Genomic DNA, 15,999 nt, shown 5'->3' with positions numbered 1-15,999 from the left:
AAAACGAATGAGCGCATGCTCCTCTTGATAGGCGGAGTCCATTTGTGGATGCTAAGGAAATTATTTGAAGGAATTGGATGGAAAGTGATTAATCCATTTTCTGAATCGAGCTAGGGCAGTAGATAAAACAGAAAATTTAAGGCAGTCGTACTAGATAAAATTAACGTGATTGGAAGTATCGATGATGATCATAGCAAATAATAATGGTTTAATCTTAATTCGACGCAATCATTTAGAAGAACGTAATTGGCGAGATGATACAAGTTATAAATTTATTTTTTCATTCTTTGGAAAAAGTGTATATCAGACCCATTATGAGGATCTTACCATTCATGCTGGAGAGTTTTTTATTTTTAACCCAAATGAACCACATAAACAACTAAAAGTTACACAGGAAAAGTTTCTTATTGAAATTGAGCCGGAAGTAGTGAAGGAGGCAGCTGTTCAATTAGGTATTGAACAACCGGAGCCGGAGTTTTCTGCACAGGCATTTAGACACCCGCTGATTAGCCAGTGGGCGTCCTTTATCCATAATTATTTCATTCAACAAGAAGCCGAAGAACTACCGGCGAATGATTTGTTTTTGGATAATAGTGTAGCACAGCTTACTATCTTGCTCTTACAATTTGGCTTAGGATCTCATCAAAAGGAACTGCCAACGATTCAAACTAAAACAAATATTGATATAGTAATCAATGCCCTAAAAGAAAACTATACAGAAGATTGGTCACTCGATCAGATGGCCAACATTTCGGGATTAAATAAATATCAATTTGCCCATCAGTTCAAGGAAGAGAAGGGGATTTCTCCATACTCTTGGCTGCAATTATATCGTTTGTTTAAAAGTCAGCACTCATTAATCAATACAGATGAATCCATTTTATCAATTGCACTAGAACACGGGTTTAAAAATATTTCTTCCTATAATCGTCTATTTATGAAAATGTATCGGAAAACGCCGACCGAATTTCGTAAAATATATAGAAGAAAGTAGTCCTATCAAGCTGACAAGCAACATGAAGATACCACTCACACACATTAAAAATTGGATGGACACATGTAGGGAGAAAATACCATAAAGTGCAAGTGAGATGGTGTTCGAAAAATATAATAAAACAGCATTAAAGCTAAATGCTCTGCCCATTTTATCTTCCGGTACCAGTGATTGAACAATATACACCCGTGTTAAACTGGCGAGCGGCATTCCAATACCAACAATGGCGGCCCCGATGAAAAAATGCGGAATATCATAAAGGAGACCATAGTAGGTAATTCCGGTAGCCCAGATAATCGAACCAATGAAGTAATGGCGCAGTGTCATTTTTTTTATAAAATATGGGATGATGATATTGGTAACAATAACTATACCCCCAAACAACCCTTGTAAAATACTATAGAGTTGTTCACTTGCAGAACTAATCTTGGATAAAGCCAGTAGCATGCCAACTTCCCATACCCATGTATTAAAAAAGACTGTGATAAAGGTAAATAGAAATAATTTTTTTATAGTAACTTTCTTGCGAACTCAATGAACAAATTCAAAGATTGCAAACAAAGCCGCTTTTATTTTTTTAAAGTTAGGTATCTAAAAACAAATAAGTCAAAAAATTTAATGTAATTGTTAAATATACAAATTAATAAAAATTAGGTATAATTTCCCTGAGTTCCTAATTATTTGAAAGGGTCGGGAGGTTTACAAGCAAATCTATGGCGTACGTCATATTAGAATGATCACCAAACTAAGGATATATAAGGAGAACACAAAATGAAAAGAAGATTATTTGAAATCATTAGCATCATTTTAATTACAATTATTTTAATACTGGATTTTATCCCAAATTTATTTTTCGATTTTAATGGATGGCTTTATTGGCTAATGTTAATAATATTGGGTGTGTTTGTTACCATTAGTAGCAGTTCCAATTCCCATAATGAATTAAGTCAAATAATATTTTCTGGATACCTAATTATTTTATTAGTCTTATTAACGATAATTTTTGGTAAATCAAAAAATGGTTTGTCTACTTCTCAGGGCGGTTTCTGGATAATACTAGCATTATTCATTATCCAAATTTTTTCCTATTATAAGAAAAAAAACAATAGATGACAAATAGTTTGGAAAATGAGACTTAACGGTTTTAAAAATTTGTGCATATGAGTGTATGGATGTATTAAATATCGATCACCTTAATCGATTACATGTTATTCTTGAAAGAGTTTCTTTTCATAAATATGAGCAGGGGGGGATTAACCTTATTTGGTTGAAGTCTAAACTGATAGATTGTTGGTGAACCGTTAATACAATTATCTCTTGATGTTCATATGAAGGATTATCGGTGCTTGCAAAAGAAATAGTTGCCAGTTTTTACGTGTAAATCGTTCATATGGCAGATACTTTTTCTTCTGACAAAATAAAAAAGTTAAGAGCTGCTGAAGTATTAGAATTCTATTTTTTGGATGGAATTTGGATAAAGTATTAAGATTATTGAACGAACACTATATACAGGATTTTAATTAAGTCTGTAAATGAAATGCATTTGAAAATTGACTAATTTTATTGAGAGAAGAAATATAAAAATCGATGGGTTTGATAGACTAATATTCATTACTGATACTCTAGTGAATTTAGTCGTTGCCATTCCTTCGCCTAACGAACAAACCCGTATAAACATTCAGCAGCCCTTACATTAATTATAAGTGGAATTTTATAAAGAGTAAATTTAACAATTAGCGGGTAAAAATTGTCAATAATAACAATAAAAACTATCAACTTACACAATTAATTTATATGAAACAATATGATATAATCATTTTGAGATATGCATGTTTGAAATTTTGGTAAATTAGGTTCAGGTGATCCATATGAATAATAATTTGGGTAGTTTTTTAAAATTAAAGCGAATAGAAAAAAATATTAGGCAAGACGATTTATGCCGCGGAATTTGCACTCCTTCTTATTTAAGTAGAATCGAGAATAATCATGTGGTTGCCGATGAAGAAATTTACATATTACTATTTGAAAGATTAGGCATTGCTTATGATCAGCTACTCGAAAGTATTGAGCACATCGATGAAAAAATTGAAAAATGGTATGATAGTTTACTGAATAAAGAAGAGTATGAAGTAAATATTGAAGAACTTAAGGGTCTATCTATCATAGGCGGTGGTAGTACTTCAATCAAATTTGAAATCGTTTATTGCCGTTATCTTTTGGAACATGATGATTTAACTGAAGTCAGTAAAGTTCTTAAAAATTTAAAACAAATTATCAAAGTTGCAAATAACCGAACCTTTTTCCTATATACCAATGTATTATTACTATATTATATTAAAACTAATAAATTTTCTGAAGCTGTAGAAGCAGGGGTGGAATTATTACAACTTGTCGGTTACGAAAATTTGGCAAATCGATTTGAATTAGGAATCTTTTACTATAATTTTTCTCTTAGTCTGAAAAATATTTACTGTTACGAAGAGGCGCTCATTTACATAGAAAAAGCATTGAAAATTTTTAAAGACGAGTATTTATTGGAAAGAGCCTTGGCATGCCATATTATTCTTGGTACCTGCTACAATAATTCAAGAAAATGGGACGATGCCATTGCAACATATCGCTTAGCGGAACGAATCCTCATTTATCTGCCAAAGGAAGATCAGAATAAATATTTATATATAATTAGTAATAACTTGGGCAATTGTTATGAATATCAAGGGAAGTACAATGAAGCAATCAATTATTATTTAGAAGCGATAAAATATGTAAATGACGATAACAAAAGCAAAATCCAGTTAAATTTAATTCGAACTTATTATTTGAAAGGGGATATTGAATCTGCCAGACTTTGGTTGAAGTCGAAGCAGGCAGAGGAAGATAGTCGGTTGTCTGAAAAATATCAGATCCAATTAAAAATATTTGAAACAATTACCGATGATAACCTTACGATTGATAACATTATAAATATACAAAAGTCAAGCATCAATTATTTTTTATCGATAAAAGACTGGAAACTTACAGTCAGATATAGTGAATTGTTTGCCAATATTTATGAATCTTATAGTCATTATAAACAAGCTAATTTATTATATAAGTTAGCCTTACAAACAAATCAAAACAGGAGGGAATAAGGGAATGAAAAAGTTATTAATTATCGTATTACTATTATTGGGAGTTAATTTCTTCGTGTCTGGTGGAATTCATGTAGCAGATGATTTAGACATCGGACCAATGAGCGTTAAAGGAGAAGAGGTTAAGTTATAAGAAAATCATCGTTTATCGTTTTGATTAATAATTAGTCCAAAGTTACGAAAACCGTCGAACAATCTGAAGTTTGATGGTTTTTTGGCCACACGCGATCTAGTTAAGTTCATACCCCCTGGTATATAAAGTGAAACTTTCATCAGTGGAAGTCCTTTATGTTGAACCAATCAGGCCTTTACTGGCAGTTTATTCCCCAACTATCTTTATTGTATACTCGAAAATCTTGAGGAGGGGAACTTACTGTCTGTTAAGGTGCGATTTAAGCAGATAATCCTTGCCTTTTTCCTAGATTACTTTTTCGTGTTTGGCAAGTTCGATAATCCGGATTTGTTTAAAGTTTTTTTGAGGGCGAATGAGATATTAGAAGTGATTGAAAATAGTGAAGATAGATGTAAATCAAGTGGATTTTGCATTCTGTTGAAGGATTTAATCAGATTAATAGTCATTATTTCACGTATATTGGAAAAAAGCATATAACTAAAGACTGGCTAAAGTATAGAATTACGTTTTCCCTAAAACAATCATATCATCAGGAATTATTATGTAATACTACGATTCCTTTAATAACTTTTATTGGTCCGAAAATTCATTCCGTTTGTGTAAGTTGACAGCATTTGATGTATTTTAGGAATCATTTTACTCACTAATTGTTAAATTTACTTTTCATAACCTATGTTTATAATATCAGTATAGGGTGCTAAATACCTTAATTATTTTTAATAATTTGTTTTTAACCGAATAAAGGAAGGGGAATGCTATGAATGTAAAAAAGGGATTATTTGGTTAGGCATAATTGACTTTTTTTATCTGGCCATATTTTTCATTTATATTACCAGCCGAGTTTATTTAGGATATTATCCTATAGGTATTGTGAATTTAATCACATTAATTTCTTGTATAATAGCATTTATATTATTTACAAAAAATTGTATTATATTAAAAAAATTTAAACCTTTAAATTATGCTGTGTTTATAGGATATATCATTTCTATTGTTTTTATGTTTTACACTTTATTTATTTTGTATGCTTTTTTGCCTTTATATGACTAAAAAAGGGGAAATATTATATGAGTCCTACAAGTAGTTTTGCAAAATTTTTCATATTAGTTTTATCTTTGACTATTCTTACTCCTAACTTTGCTTTTGCTGCAGAATCAAATAACGAATCTATTAATAGAAAAGTTGAAGGGGTGGATGCAGAATCTATAAATAGTGAAATTGAAGATTTGAATGCTTATTTCCTAAGAACTTACAACTATGCAAAAGATTTGGTTATAAATAGTATTCAGTCTGATGAAGAAGCATATGCAGCTTTACTTCAAAATAGGGAGTTCGTTTTACTTGCTGAGAATAACACGTTAAAAGTCGACTTTGATAAAATTGCTAATAGAGAAAATTTATCAGCCAGTGATTGAATTTTTTTAAAGAATTTTGTTGATAGGATTAACTCGTTAGTTAACAATCAAGCAATTTCAATAAATGAAAATCTTTTGTTTAGGTTTGTTACTAATGTTAAGCCTACATTTGTGATGAGACCAATGGCAAATTCCATTGCAATAATGGGAACAACCCGAAATCATGCGAAAACACTAAAATCTGTATATAATAATGCTGCTTTTCACACAAAGCATCTGACTGCTGGTCTATAATTTGCAGTAAGAGTTCAATCTGGTGGAGCTTGGGATTATAAAGTACAATTAGGCACCAATACTTACTATTATGTCTCTGATTTAAATTCAAATATGACTGGAGAAGCTATTGGTAATTTCCATTACGGATATGTTGGAAGAAGTGTTTTTAGTGCTATAACCTTAAAAAGTGCTGCTGGAATGTACCAAATAATAAGCGGAACATCAAGCGTCAAGTATTTTGATTCTTTCTTTGATGACCCTAGGGATCAAGCTCAAATTCAAAAAGGTATCGACAAATATAATGCTGAACATTAATTTATACAATTTAAGAAATAAGTATTAAAATAGTTTAGAAGTACAGGGTATAATAAATTTGCGCCGATATGTAGATTCCATATTCAAATAAAAGGTGAAGCAAACCCTCCACATTATCAGTTGTAGAGGGGCGTTTTATCATTGGTGTGATTTTCAAGTAACTAGTGATGAGGATGTGGGGCCAATGAGCGATCATTCTAGTGAAATAGAAAATGGTTAAGATGAATCAAATAGCTCGCGTGACAAAAAAACCACCGGACCTCCGATGGTTTTTTGTCAAATTCATAAAATTTCTCTATTCCAACTCAAACGCCCCGGTATAAAGCTGATAGTACTTGCCTTTTTCCTCAATCAGCTTCTCATGGTTGCCGCGTTCGATGATTCTGCCTTGTTTAAGGACTATAATACATCAGAGTTCACCTATGAAATTAGCTTGTTAAACGATTTGGTTCACGCCTACAACAACATTCTCCACTTGTCTTTTCATTATATGCACGGAAAAAAGTCCTCCACGATGTAAACTATTAATTGTGGAATGCTTTTTCATCATAGTTTGAGCTGTTTTCTTTTAAAACTGGTTTTTTCACTAATGCTAATAATAAAATCATGCCGATTATGCACAGAGAACCGAGCCATTGAAAAAATCCAAACGGTACTTTCAACCAGAAGACGGTGGTCAACACGGCGGCTAATGGTTCAAGGCTACCTAGTAAACTAGTTTCCTTTGGTTCTAAGCTTTGCAAACTCTCAATATAAAACCAGAAGGCTAACATTGTTCCAAACTGTATGACAAAACTGAGATACATTACGATTTCAAAGTTGAAAGTTGCTATATGTATTCTCCAAGGCGGATGGATAAAACTGAGAGCAACACCGCCGATGATCATGGCCCAACCAACGATAACTAGGGAACCGAATTGCTTGATAAGCGGGACGGCATACAATGTATAAAAGGCGAGTGCCACACCGGATAAAACGCCCCAAATAATGGCCGGCATTGGTACAGAGAGTTTAGATATCGAACCGTTTGTCAATAATAAAAAACTTCCGATAAGGGCTAAGCAAACCGTGATAACGTCTTGCCCGGTAAGAACGGCCTGCCTGCGGAAAACGGTATAAATAATAATCATGACAGGTGCCAAATATTGTAAAAGTGTAGCCACTGCAGCATTACCATGGCTGATGGATGCCATATATGTATATTGGACTGCCAGCATACCGAGCAACCCAAAGATAATTAATTGTATGGAAGTCTGTTTGTTTTTCCATACACGAAGGATTTGGCTGCGTTCTTTTTTAAAAAATTGGATAGCCAATAACGCAATTCCGGCAAGTAATAATCGGATGGTGACTAGCCAATTAACAGAGATACCAAATTGTTGAAACAGTTTTTGTGAGACAGTGCCGCCGATTCCCCAAAATATCGCGCCGAGGATGACAAGCAATAACCCTAATTTTCTTGAATACGTGTTCATAATGTACTCCTGCCCTTTAAATCGTCATACCACTATCATAATAAAAATATTTCCTCTTTTCTATAATTCCATAAAAAAAGAGGACACCGACTGCCCTCGAATGATTTAGAGAAGTAAATCTTTATATTCCTCACTGTTTTCCAATACTTTTTTGGCATAAGAACATTCAGCGATAATATGCAGTTGGTTTGCTATTGCATATTCCGCCACTTGATTTACCAACTGTTTACCTAAACCTTTTCCATTATGTCCTTCATTCACAATCGTATGGGTTATAGTGATTTGTTGTTTACCGTCGAGATCGGAAGGAATGTACTCAATTCTTGCAATGACTTCCCCGTCTTCTTCCATGTAAAATTGATTGGTACCTGCTTTTATTTCTGCCATCTTAAACCGCCTCCTAGTTCTCACTTTATTTAATAAATACGTTTTCATTAGTATAACAAAAAACTTATTGAATTACCCTGAAAAAAGGTCTAAAAAATAGATAATATATTTACTTGGACTAAGCAATTCTACATGTTATAATTCTTGCATAAGAAAAAATTTCATATCCAAAAGGATTAGGTGTCTTTTTTAAAGACTTAATAGGGAAGTTGGTGAAAATCCAACGCGGTCCCGCCACTGTAAATGGGAGCTCTCTTATATACAAGCCACTGTCATCGGAATGGGAAGGCGGCATAAGAGAGTGATGAACATGAGCCAGGAGACCTGCCTATTCTTTTGCACCAAAAAACCTACGCGGATAGGGAGGTGTGCAATATAGTTGTTCATTGCATCCTCGAATTGATAGGATGTTTTTTTGTCTTTTAATGAGGGTCATTTTTAAGCCGAAACCAATCGAATTTTATCGATAGTTAGTTTATCAAAATAGAGGAGAGATTCACCTTGAAAAAAAGATACATATTTCTAATCCTGTTGCTTACATTCGGATTACTTGCCGGGTGCGGGGCAAAGGATGACTCGAAAACAAATCAAAACGGAGATAATACTAAAACAGAACAAGCAGAAAGTACAACAGCCGCCTTCCCGGTTAAGATTAAAGATGCCGTCGATCAGGAAGTGGTCATTGATAAAAAACCGGAGAGAATTGTTTCCTTAATTCCGAGCAATACAGAGATTGCCTTTGCGTTGGGACTTGGTGATGAAATTGTCGGCGTATCCGATTTTGATAATTATCCCGAAGAAGCATTAGAAAAAGAAAAAATTGGCTCTATGGATTTCAATGTAGAAAAGATTATTTCCTTAAAACCTGATTTAGTGCTTGCACATGCATCAGGTGCTCACAATTCTGAAGCCGGATTACAACAGTTGCGAGATGCGGGCATAACCGTTCTTGTTGTGAATGATGCGGAAAACTTTGAAGACGTCTATGATTCTATTAAAATGATTGGGAAAGCGACAGGGGAACAAGCTAAAGCACAATCACTTATTGATGACATGAAGACGAAAATTGAAAAAATTCGTGAAAAAACTGCAAAGATTCAAGATAAGAAGAAAGTATATATTGAAATATCTGCCCCTGATATTTACGCCGCAGGGAAAAATACATTTATGGATGAAATGCTGCAGATCATTCAAGCAGAAAATGTGGTGACTGAAGAAGGATGGCCAAAAATTGAACCGGAAGCGATCATTGCCGCCAATCCGGATGTCATCATAACTACTTACGGATCCTATACGGAAGGGGCAGTTGAACAAGTGCTCAGTCGAGAAGGATGGGAACAAGTGAAAGCTGTAAAAAATTCCCAAGTAGTCGATGTTAATTCCGATATGGTCACTCGTTCAGGTCCACGTCTCGCTGAAGGGGTAGAGGAAATTGCAAAAGCAGTTTATCCGGAAATTTTCCAATAAGAAACCTTTTGCGTATATGGCAGCATCCATCCTTTTGGTTGCTGCCATTCTCATCGGTATTTCAATCGGTACTGTAACGGTTCCGATTGGTGATATTGTCAAAATTATCGGATCACGTCTTTTTAATATATCGCATGTAAATGTCGATCCGATGTATACAACAATCGTTTGGAATATTCGCTTTCCCCGTGTCGTTTTAGCGGGATTGGTTGGTGCGTCCTTGGCCATTGCAGGAGCCGCCTTTCAAGGGTTATTAAAAAACCCGTTAGCTGATCCTTACACGCTCGGTGTTTCATCCGGGGCTTCGGTTGGTGCTGTTTTGACTATCTTTTTGCATATCACTATCCCTGTCATCGGTTCATATACGCTGCCGTTTCTAAGTATTTTATTTGCCCTAATAACCATTATTGCTGTCCTTATTTTTGCAAAAAGAATTGATCGCTCAATGAAAGTCGAAACGATTATTTTAACAGGTGTGATTTTTAGCTCCTTTTTAAGTGCTTTTATATCCTTGATGATTGCTTTGACAGGGGATGAACTTCGGCAAATTGTCAGCTGGCTAATGGGAAGCGTTTCGATGAGAGGTTGGGAATATATTCAGATTATTTTACCGTTTTTTCTTATCGGCTCGTTTCTATTACTTATGAATGGAAATGAACTAAATGCGATGTCCTTTGGTGAAGAGAGGGCGCAGCATTTAGGGGTAAATGTAAAAAGGCGGAAAATGCTTGTATTAACAGCGGGCTCAATTTTAACCGGGGCAGCTGTTGCGGTATCGGGAACAATTGGTTTTGTTGGTTTAGTCATCCCCCATTTAACAAGATTACTGTGGGGACCTGATCATAAGCATTTATTACCATTATCGATGTTAACCGGAAGTGCTTTTTTAATATTAGCGGATCTTACGGCAAGAACCGTCATTTCACCGACAGAGCTTCCCATTGGTGTGATTACATCTTTAATCGGCGCTCCGGTATTTGCTGCCATTTTAATCCGAAACAAAAGGAAAGGAGGGGAAAGATGACGTCCATAAAGGTTGAAAATCTATTCGGCGGGTATAGTGGCGAACCTGTTTTAACAGATGTTTCATTTACTGTTGAACAGGGAGAATTTTTCGGGATATTAGGTCCAAATGGCAGTGGGAAAACGACATTATTAAAAATGATCAGTGGAGTTTTGCCATTTTTAAAAGGAAGTATTTTTGTTGGGGACCGATCTATCCAATCATTTTCAGCAAAAGAGCTTGCCCAAGTTATTGCTGTTCTGTCGCAACATTCTTCACAGGCTTTTTCTTATACGGTCAAGGAGACGGTCGCACTTGGCAGATATGCGCATAAAAAAGGCTTATTTCAAACATGGAGTCAAAAAGATGAAGAAGTGGTTCAGGAAGTGATGCAATGGACCGGTATTGAAAAATTTCAAGAGCAATCACTTGAGTTTTTATCTGGCGGAGAAAAACAGCGGGTTTTTTTGGCACAAGCACTTGCTCAAGAACCGGAAATTTTGCTGTTGGATGAACCGACAAATCATTTGGATTTATCCTACCAAAAGGATTTATTGGATTTATTGCACAAGTGGACGAGGGAAAAAGGGTTGACGATTATTTCGATTTTTCACGATATTAATTTAGCCGGCCTGTATTGTGACCGTATATTGCTCTTGGAAGACGGAAAGGTCATCAAAAACGATACACCAAAAGATGTTTTGACGGAAAATACGATTCAACAAGTGTTTAAAACGAAAATTGAAATGCACCAGCATCCTAAAGTGCCGGCCCCGTTGATGGTTTTACTGCCGGATGATGCTTTAGAAAATGGTGGGACGGAAGAAGTAACGGAGAATCATGTCGGTGTTTTCGATGACTACATTTTGCTCCAATCCCCTATGATGTTAAAAACAATGTCCTCCGGCGTTATTGGCTCCGGTATTGGATGGTACAATACTTTTATCAATCGGTATGTTGATAAATCATATCATTCAAGAAACTATCGTGAAGAATTAAAACGTTTTGTTGTGGAAGAAGGTTTGGACCCGTCAAATACGGTTGGGATGATGACGGCGGTGAAGATGGAAAATGTTCAATACAAACAATACCTCGACAAGGACTTTTCCATACTAGTGGTTGTCACAGCCGGGGTCGGCAATGCAGTGGATGTATCGAGAAGTGTCGAACATCCTTTTGTTTATCGACCGGGAACAATCAATACGTGGATCATTGTCAATGGCAGATTATCTGAAGAGGCATTTATCCAATCCATCATAACGGCAACAGAAGCAAAGGTAAAGGCGCTGGCTGAATTGCAAATTCCCGACCAAGAGACAGGAACCATTGCGACCGGGACCTCAACCGACAGTATTTTAATTGCCGCGACACAAAAGGGAAAATACCAAGAGTTTGCCGGGACGATTACCCCCCTCGGAAAGTTGATTGGAAAAGGTGTATATGAGTGTACACTTGAAGCAATCCAAAAGAGCTTAAAACGGAGTCCCGACCTATGATTATCCAGCATGTATCTGCAATCACACTCGCTTATATTATTGATCGTATCGTCGGTGATCCACCTAGCTGGCCGCATCCGGTCAAATGGATGGGCTCGCTCATTTCCTTGTTGGATAAACATTGGAACCGAGGTAAGGCCCGGAAATGGAAAGGTTTCGCAATGGTGGTTCTTATTCTATTTCTTGTGCTTCTTGTTACATCCTGTATTACCTTTATTGCCTACCGCATCCATATCGTGGCGGGAGTTTTGATGGAAGCTGTTTTAATCTCAACAACAATTGCTCAAAAAGGATTACAAGATGCGGCTTTAGAAGTGTACCGGCCGTTACAAGATCATCAATTGGATGAAGCACGGAAAAAACTTTCCTATATTGTCGGCCGGGATACGAATCAGTTGGATGAACGTGAAATTACCCGGGGTGCGGTGGAAACGGTCGCAGAAAATACTAGTGATGGGGTAACAGCACCGATGTTTTGGGCTTTTGTTGGGGGTGCCCCGCTTGCTTTTGTTTATCGTGCTGTTAATACATGTGATTCAATGGTTGGGTATAAAAATGATCGCTACCATGAGTTTGGGTTTGCTTCAGCCAAACTTGATGATCTGATGAATTGGATTCCGGCCCGATTAACCGGAATGCTTATGATATTGGTCAATAAAACTTTGCAAGGGAGTAAAAAAGAAGCATGGCAACTTTTATTTCGGGATGCCGGAAACCATCCAAGTCCGAATAGTGGATGGTGTGAAGCAGCGGCTGCGGCACTTCTTGGCGTGCAACTCGGCGGACGGAATACATATAAAGGTGTTGTTTCCCGGCGTGCGCTCATAGGGAACCCGCTTCGTCCACTAACAAGTAACGATATTATTGAAACGATAAAAATTTTAAAAAGAACTTCCCTTGCGTTTTTAATACTATTATGGGTTGGAGGTGTTTTCATTGAATTGGCCAACACATGGTTCCAATCCGCATTATTTATATAAAGCGGCAGGAATCCGGCAACCGGCACAGATATATGATTTTAGTGCAAATATTAATCCCCTTGGTCCACCGAAGTCGCTTCGGGAAGATTGGGATGATTTTTTTCAAGAAATTATTTACTATCCTGATCCAAAAGCAACATCTTTAAGAACAAGGCTTGCTGAACAGGAAGGGCTGCATAAAGACCAAGTAATCATAGGCAATGGTGGGGCGGAAATCATTTCGCTGATTGGAAAATGGCTTACAGGAAAACGAGTTATGATTATTGAACCATCCTTTTCGGAATATGAACAGACATGCCGGGTAAATGAATGTTCGATTTCTTATTTTTTTATCGATCATAACGGAAAAATTGATGTGCCTCATCTATCTGAAGCACTGACTGATCAAGACGCTTTATTTCTTTGTAACCCGAATAATCCAACCGGAATTTATTTTGAAAAACAAGTGATTGAACAGATATTGACGATCTGTTCCGAGAAGAAATGTTATTTGATTGTTGATGAAGCCTTTTATGATTTTGTTGATGCATATCAATCACTCGTTCCTTTGTTAAATCAGTTTCCGAATTTGATCTTGATTCGGTCAATGACAAAGATGTATGCCATACCGGGGGTAAGATTAGGTTATATGATGGCTGATGCGGAAATCGTTCAATCCCTCCAAAATCAGCAATCCCATTGGAGCGTGAACGGGATAGCCTTAAAAGCGGGCGAACGATGCCTTGATGAAAAACATTATGTTGAACAAACAAGACTATTTGTAAGAAAAGAGCGGGAAAGACTGTTTCGTAATTTTCGAAAACACCGGTTTGATTTTCTTCCATCGGCGGTCAATTTTTATTTGCTAAGAGATCCAAGCATGGAGGATCAATCTACTTTCTTCCAATTTTTATTAAAAGAGGGAATTGTTCCGAGACATACATATAATTTCCCGGGAATAGAAGGCAAGTGGTTGCGTTTTGCCATACGCAGTGAAAAAGAGAACGATATCCTGCTTGAGGTGATGGAAAAATGGCGAGCGATTCATCAATCATCTTTATAACAGGCGGAGTTCGGAGCGGAAAAAGCCGTTTTGCCGAAAAAACCGCTGCAACATGTTGGCAACAATCACCAACCGGGACACTGCATTATATTGCCACGATGCAGGCAACAGATTCAGAAATGGAAAAAAGGATTGACCGTCACAAAAAGGATCGGACCAAAGGAGGCTTGCCTTGGCGGACATGGGAGAAACCGGTATCTGTCGGTGATTTAGCCTACCATTTTCGTCAAGAGGATATTGTTTTACTTGATTGTTTGACGACTTGGCTTAATAATGAGTTTTTCTTTGCTTCGGACGACTGGAAAGCCGCTCAATTTCATGATGACTTGTTTGATAAGATGTGGTATGGGATTGACAGAATCCGTTCCCATGTCAATAAATTAATTATTGTCAGTAATGAAGTGTTACATGAACCGTTAGCCAATAATGAACTTGTGCTTGCTTACAGCAGGATACTCGGTCTTTTGCACCGGCAAATTGTGACAAATGCATATCAAGCTATTCTTATAGAAGCCGGGATTCCGATTTTTATGAAAGAAGGCGAGGAAAGATGAAGGGTGTCATGAACATCCTTGATTGGGAAAAGGTGAAAAACATTGTCTTAACATGGGAGAACCACCATGAAGACGATTAAGGCACTGATCATGTGTATTCAATTTTTTACAAGTATTCCGGTTCCTTATGAAGTACCGATGGATCGGGAGCATATGGAACGAGCGATTCGCGTTTTCCCGATATTAGGCATTTTACAAGGGATTATCTATATGTTTATTACATTTGCTCTTCTGGAATGGACGCCGTTATCAACTGTTGCCGTAGCATTTTTTCTCTGGTTATCCTGGATCATTGTGACCGGTGGTTTGCATCTTGATGGCTGGATGGATGTCAGTGACAGTTATTTCTCGTTTCGTAACCCGGAAAAACGATTAGAGATTATGAAAGATTCACGAATCGGTGCTTTTGGCGTTCTCTCAGTGCTTGTCTTATTAAGTGCCCGATTTCTATTTATCTATGAAACGATTTCCCGGATGTCACTTTGGACTTACCCGCTTATTTTATTGATACCACTTTTTGGAAAAATAATGATGGGCGTCTTGTTGATTAAAGTCAAATCAGCAAAAGCGGATGGTCTTGGGGCCATGTTTCAACAGGCTGCATCAAAAGGGACTCTTTGGCTGTATCCCGTTTATCTTATCGTATTGCTCGGAATGATTTTGTTCATTTGGCCTGAATCCTTTTGGGGGCTGGCTTCATTCATTATAGGGTCGAGTTTATTCATACTGATTGCAAGAAAGAAGATAATTCGCTGGTTTGGCGGGATAACCGGTGACGTGCTGGGGGCAGCTGTTGAAGGAGGGGAAACGTTATTATGGCTAATCCTGTGGTTGTTACCCTATGTTGGTTTGGCCTGAAGCCGTTAGTTAAAGTGGAATTTCCCAACTTAAAGGAAGTTTGCGATTGGAATAGTGGCGATAAAATCATTTCACAGAACGTGATTGATATAGGAGGGAGGACCAATGCACTTTGTTACGGGTGGTGCTTTTAACGGAAAATCGAATTGGGTAAGGAAAACTTATCCTATCAATGATCAAAATAGTACTTGGGTTTCCGGTTATGCCGGCGAACAGATACCGGATTCCCTCCTGCCTGCAACTGAATATTGGATTGTGAGCGGAATTGAGCAATATGTTAAGGACTGGCTCATTGCTTGTGATGAAAAAGCTGTTCGGGAAAAATGGCTGGGTAAATTAACGGAATGGAGCTGCTTAGATGGGGATCAAACGATGATTCTCATTGGTTCCGATATTTCAAAAGGGATTGTTCCGGCAAGTCATGAAGAACGACTATGGCGGGATGTCACAGGAAGAATTTTTCAAGATACGGCAAAAATTTGTGACCGGGTTGATGTCATTTGGTATGGCATAAATATCCAAATCAAATAAAG

General features: G+C 36.8%; 16 protein-coding genes, 1 pseudogene and 1 riboswitch. Of the genes and pseudogenes, 14 read left to right on the top strand and 3 right to left on the bottom strand.

What is annotated here, in order from left to right:
• The first annotated feature begins 184 nt into the window (after positions 1–184).
• Positions 185–994 (top strand): helix-turn-helix transcriptional regulator, encoded by an 810-nt coding sequence (locus BT1A1_RS18240; RefSeq protein WP_051989141.1) that lies wholly within the window; start codon positions 185–187, stop codon positions 992–994.
• On the opposite strand, the gene BT1A1_RS13740 is transcribed toward BT1A1_RS18240, so the two are convergent.
• Complete coding sequence (locus tag BT1A1_RS13740; RefSeq protein ID WP_330939319.1) at positions 932–1,480, bottom strand: MFS transporter; 549 nt, start codon at positions 1,478–1,480, stop codon at positions 932–934. The genes BT1A1_RS18240 and BT1A1_RS13740 overlap by 63 nt on opposite strands.
• 285 nt (positions 1,481–1,765) lie before the next feature.
• On the opposite strand from BT1A1_RS13740, the gene BT1A1_RS13735 reads away from it, so the two are divergent.
• From BT1A1_RS13735 to BT1A1_RS13715, 5 genes and pseudogenes are all read left to right on the top strand, one after another.
• The gene (locus tag BT1A1_RS13735; RefSeq protein ID WP_034772235.1) at positions 1,766–2,107 is read left to right on the top strand and encodes a hypothetical protein; all 342 of its coding nucleotides are present in this window, start codon (positions 1,766–1,768) and stop codon (positions 2,105–2,107) included.
• 755 nt (positions 2,108–2,862) lie between these two features.
• On the top strand, positions 2,863–4,125 hold the full coding sequence (locus BT1A1_RS13730) for a helix-turn-helix domain-containing protein (RefSeq protein WP_034772234.1): 1,263 nt from the start codon (positions 2,863–2,865) through the stop codon (positions 4,123–4,125).
• A gap of 4 nt (positions 4,126–4,129) precedes the next feature.
• Entirely contained in the window at positions 4,130–4,258 is a 129-nt protein-coding gene (locus BT1A1_RS19515; protein ID WP_255602051.1) for a hypothetical protein, read from the top strand.
• A gap of 1,067 nt (positions 4,259–5,325) precedes the next feature.
• Positions 5,326–5,673 (top strand): hypothetical protein, encoded by a 348-nt coding sequence (locus BT1A1_RS13720; RefSeq protein ID WP_034772230.1) that lies wholly within the window; start codon positions 5,326–5,328, stop codon positions 5,671–5,673.
• Between the two features lie 246 nt (positions 5,674–5,919).
• Positions 5,920–6,204, top strand: a pseudogene (locus BT1A1_RS13715) (polymorphic toxin type 44 domain-containing protein); the annotation flags it as partial.
• 524 nt (positions 6,205–6,728) lie between these two features.
• Here BT1A1_RS13715 and BT1A1_RS13710 read toward each other — a convergent pair.
• Together BT1A1_RS13710 and BT1A1_RS13705 are read right to left on the bottom strand one after the other, a co-directional pair.
• Positions 6,729–7,679, bottom strand: a complete 951-nt coding sequence (locus BT1A1_RS13710) for a DMT family transporter (RefSeq protein ID WP_034772229.1) — start codon at positions 7,677–7,679, stop codon at positions 6,729–6,731.
• A gap of 105 nt (positions 7,680–7,784) precedes the next feature.
• On the bottom strand, positions 7,785–8,066 hold the full coding sequence (locus BT1A1_RS13705) for a GNAT family N-acetyltransferase (RefSeq protein ID WP_034772226.1): 282 nt from the start codon (positions 8,064–8,066) through the stop codon (positions 7,785–7,787).
• Positions 8,067–8,227: 161 nt separating this feature from the next.
• Positions 8,228–8,413: riboswitch (cobalamin riboswitch) on the top strand.
• Between the two features lie 154 nt (positions 8,414–8,567).
• Between BT1A1_RS13705 and BT1A1_RS13700 the strand changes: the two genes are divergently transcribed.
• The 8 genes from BT1A1_RS13700 (at position 8,568) to BT1A1_RS13665 (ending at position 15,997) form a co-directional block, all read left to right on the top strand.
• Positions 8,568–9,533, top strand: a complete 966-nt coding sequence (locus BT1A1_RS13700) for an ABC transporter substrate-binding protein (RefSeq protein ID WP_034772225.1) — start codon at positions 8,568–8,570, stop codon at positions 9,531–9,533.
• Positions 9,499–10,557 carry a FecCD family ABC transporter permease gene (locus BT1A1_RS13695; RefSeq protein WP_034772223.1) on the top strand — a complete coding sequence of 353 codons (1,059 nt, stop codon included), beginning with the start codon at positions 9,499–9,501 and terminating at the stop codon, positions 10,555–10,557. The genes BT1A1_RS13700 and BT1A1_RS13695 overlap by 35 nt, the downstream gene beginning before the upstream one ends.
• Positions 10,554–12,032 carry an adenosylcobinamide amidohydrolase gene (locus tag BT1A1_RS13690; RefSeq protein ID WP_034772221.1) on the top strand — a complete coding sequence of 493 codons (1,479 nt, stop codon included), beginning with the start codon at positions 10,554–10,556 and terminating at the stop codon, positions 12,030–12,032. Before BT1A1_RS13695 ends, BT1A1_RS13690 begins: the two co-directional genes overlap by 4 nt.
• The gene (gene cbiB / locus BT1A1_RS13685) at positions 12,029–13,012 is read left to right on the top strand and encodes an adenosylcobinamide-phosphate synthase CbiB (protein WP_034772219.1); all 984 of its coding nucleotides are present in this window, start codon (positions 12,029–12,031) and stop codon (positions 13,010–13,012) included. Before BT1A1_RS13690 ends, cbiB begins: the two co-directional genes overlap by 4 nt.
• Positions 12,969–14,054, top strand: a complete 1,086-nt coding sequence (gene cobD / locus BT1A1_RS13680) for a threonine-phosphate decarboxylase CobD (RefSeq protein ID WP_034772217.1) — start codon at positions 12,969–12,971, stop codon at positions 14,052–14,054. Before cbiB ends, cobD begins: the two co-directional genes overlap by 44 nt.
• Positions 14,024–14,608 carry a bifunctional adenosylcobinamide kinase/adenosylcobinamide-phosphate guanylyltransferase gene (locus tag BT1A1_RS13675; RefSeq protein ID WP_034772214.1) on the top strand — a complete coding sequence of 195 codons (585 nt, stop codon included), beginning with the start codon at positions 14,024–14,026 and terminating at the stop codon, positions 14,606–14,608. Before cobD ends, BT1A1_RS13675 begins: the two co-directional genes overlap by 31 nt.
• A 66-nt stretch (positions 14,609–14,674) precedes the next feature.
• Complete coding sequence (gene cobS / locus BT1A1_RS13670; RefSeq protein ID WP_034772212.1) at positions 14,675–15,466, top strand: adenosylcobinamide-GDP ribazoletransferase; 792 nt, start codon at positions 14,675–14,677, stop codon at positions 15,464–15,466.
• A 105-nt stretch (positions 15,467–15,571) separates the two neighbouring features.
• The gene (locus tag BT1A1_RS13665; RefSeq protein ID WP_034772211.1) at positions 15,572–15,997 is read left to right on the top strand and encodes a bifunctional adenosylcobinamide kinase/adenosylcobinamide-phosphate guanylyltransferase; all 426 of its coding nucleotides are present in this window, start codon (positions 15,572–15,574) and stop codon (positions 15,995–15,997) included.
• The last annotated feature ends 2 nt before the right edge of the window (positions 15,998–15,999 follow it).

The sequence above is a fragment of the Caldibacillus thermoamylovorans genome (genome assembly GCF_000751775.1).
Classification (GTDB): Bacteria; Bacillota; Bacilli; order Bacillales; family Caldibacillaceae; genus Caldifermentibacillus; species Caldifermentibacillus hisashii.
The sequence above is the reverse complement of the archived record's forward strand: the minus strand, read 5'-3'. Positions and strand labels throughout refer to the sequence as shown.

Excerpts from the sequence above, each read along its gene's own strand:
- BT1A1_RS18240 (WP_051989141.1), top strand. The coding sequence starts at position 185 with ATGATCATAGCAAATAATAATGGTTTAATCTTAATTCGACGCAATCAT.
- BT1A1_RS13735 (WP_034772235.1), top strand. The coding sequence starts at position 1,766 with ATGAAAAGAAGATTATTTGAAATCATTAGCATCATTTTAATTACAATT.
- BT1A1_RS13730 (WP_034772234.1), top strand. The coding sequence starts at position 2,863 with ATGAATAATAATTTGGGTAGTTTTTTAAAATTAAAGCGAATAGAAAAA.
- BT1A1_RS19515 (WP_255602051.1), top strand. The coding sequence starts at position 4,130 with ATGAAAAAGTTATTAATTATCGTATTACTATTATTGGGAGTTAATTTC.
- BT1A1_RS13720 (WP_034772230.1), top strand. The coding sequence starts at position 5,326 with ATGAGTCCTACAAGTAGTTTTGCAAAATTTTTCATATTAGTTTTATCT.
- BT1A1_RS13710 (WP_034772229.1), bottom strand. The coding sequence starts at position 7,679 with ATGAACACGTATTCAAGAAAATTAGGGTTATTGCTTGTCATCCTCGGC.
- BT1A1_RS13705 (WP_034772226.1), bottom strand. The coding sequence starts at position 8,066 with ATGGCAGAAATAAAAGCAGGTACCAATCAATTTTACATGGAAGAAGAC.
- BT1A1_RS13690 (WP_034772221.1), top strand. The coding sequence starts at position 10,554 with ATGACGTCCATAAAGGTTGAAAATCTATTCGGCGGGTATAGTGGCGAA.
- cbiB (WP_034772219.1), top strand. The coding sequence starts at position 12,029 with ATGATTATCCAGCATGTATCTGCAATCACACTCGCTTATATTATTGAT.
- BT1A1_RS13675 (WP_034772214.1), top strand. The coding sequence starts at position 14,024 with ATGGCGAGCGATTCATCAATCATCTTTATAACAGGCGGAGTTCGGAGC.
- cobS (WP_034772212.1), top strand. The coding sequence starts at position 14,675 with ATGAAGACGATTAAGGCACTGATCATGTGTATTCAATTTTTTACAAGT.
- BT1A1_RS13665 (WP_034772211.1), top strand. The coding sequence starts at position 15,572 with ATGCACTTTGTTACGGGTGGTGCTTTTAACGGAAAATCGAATTGGGTA.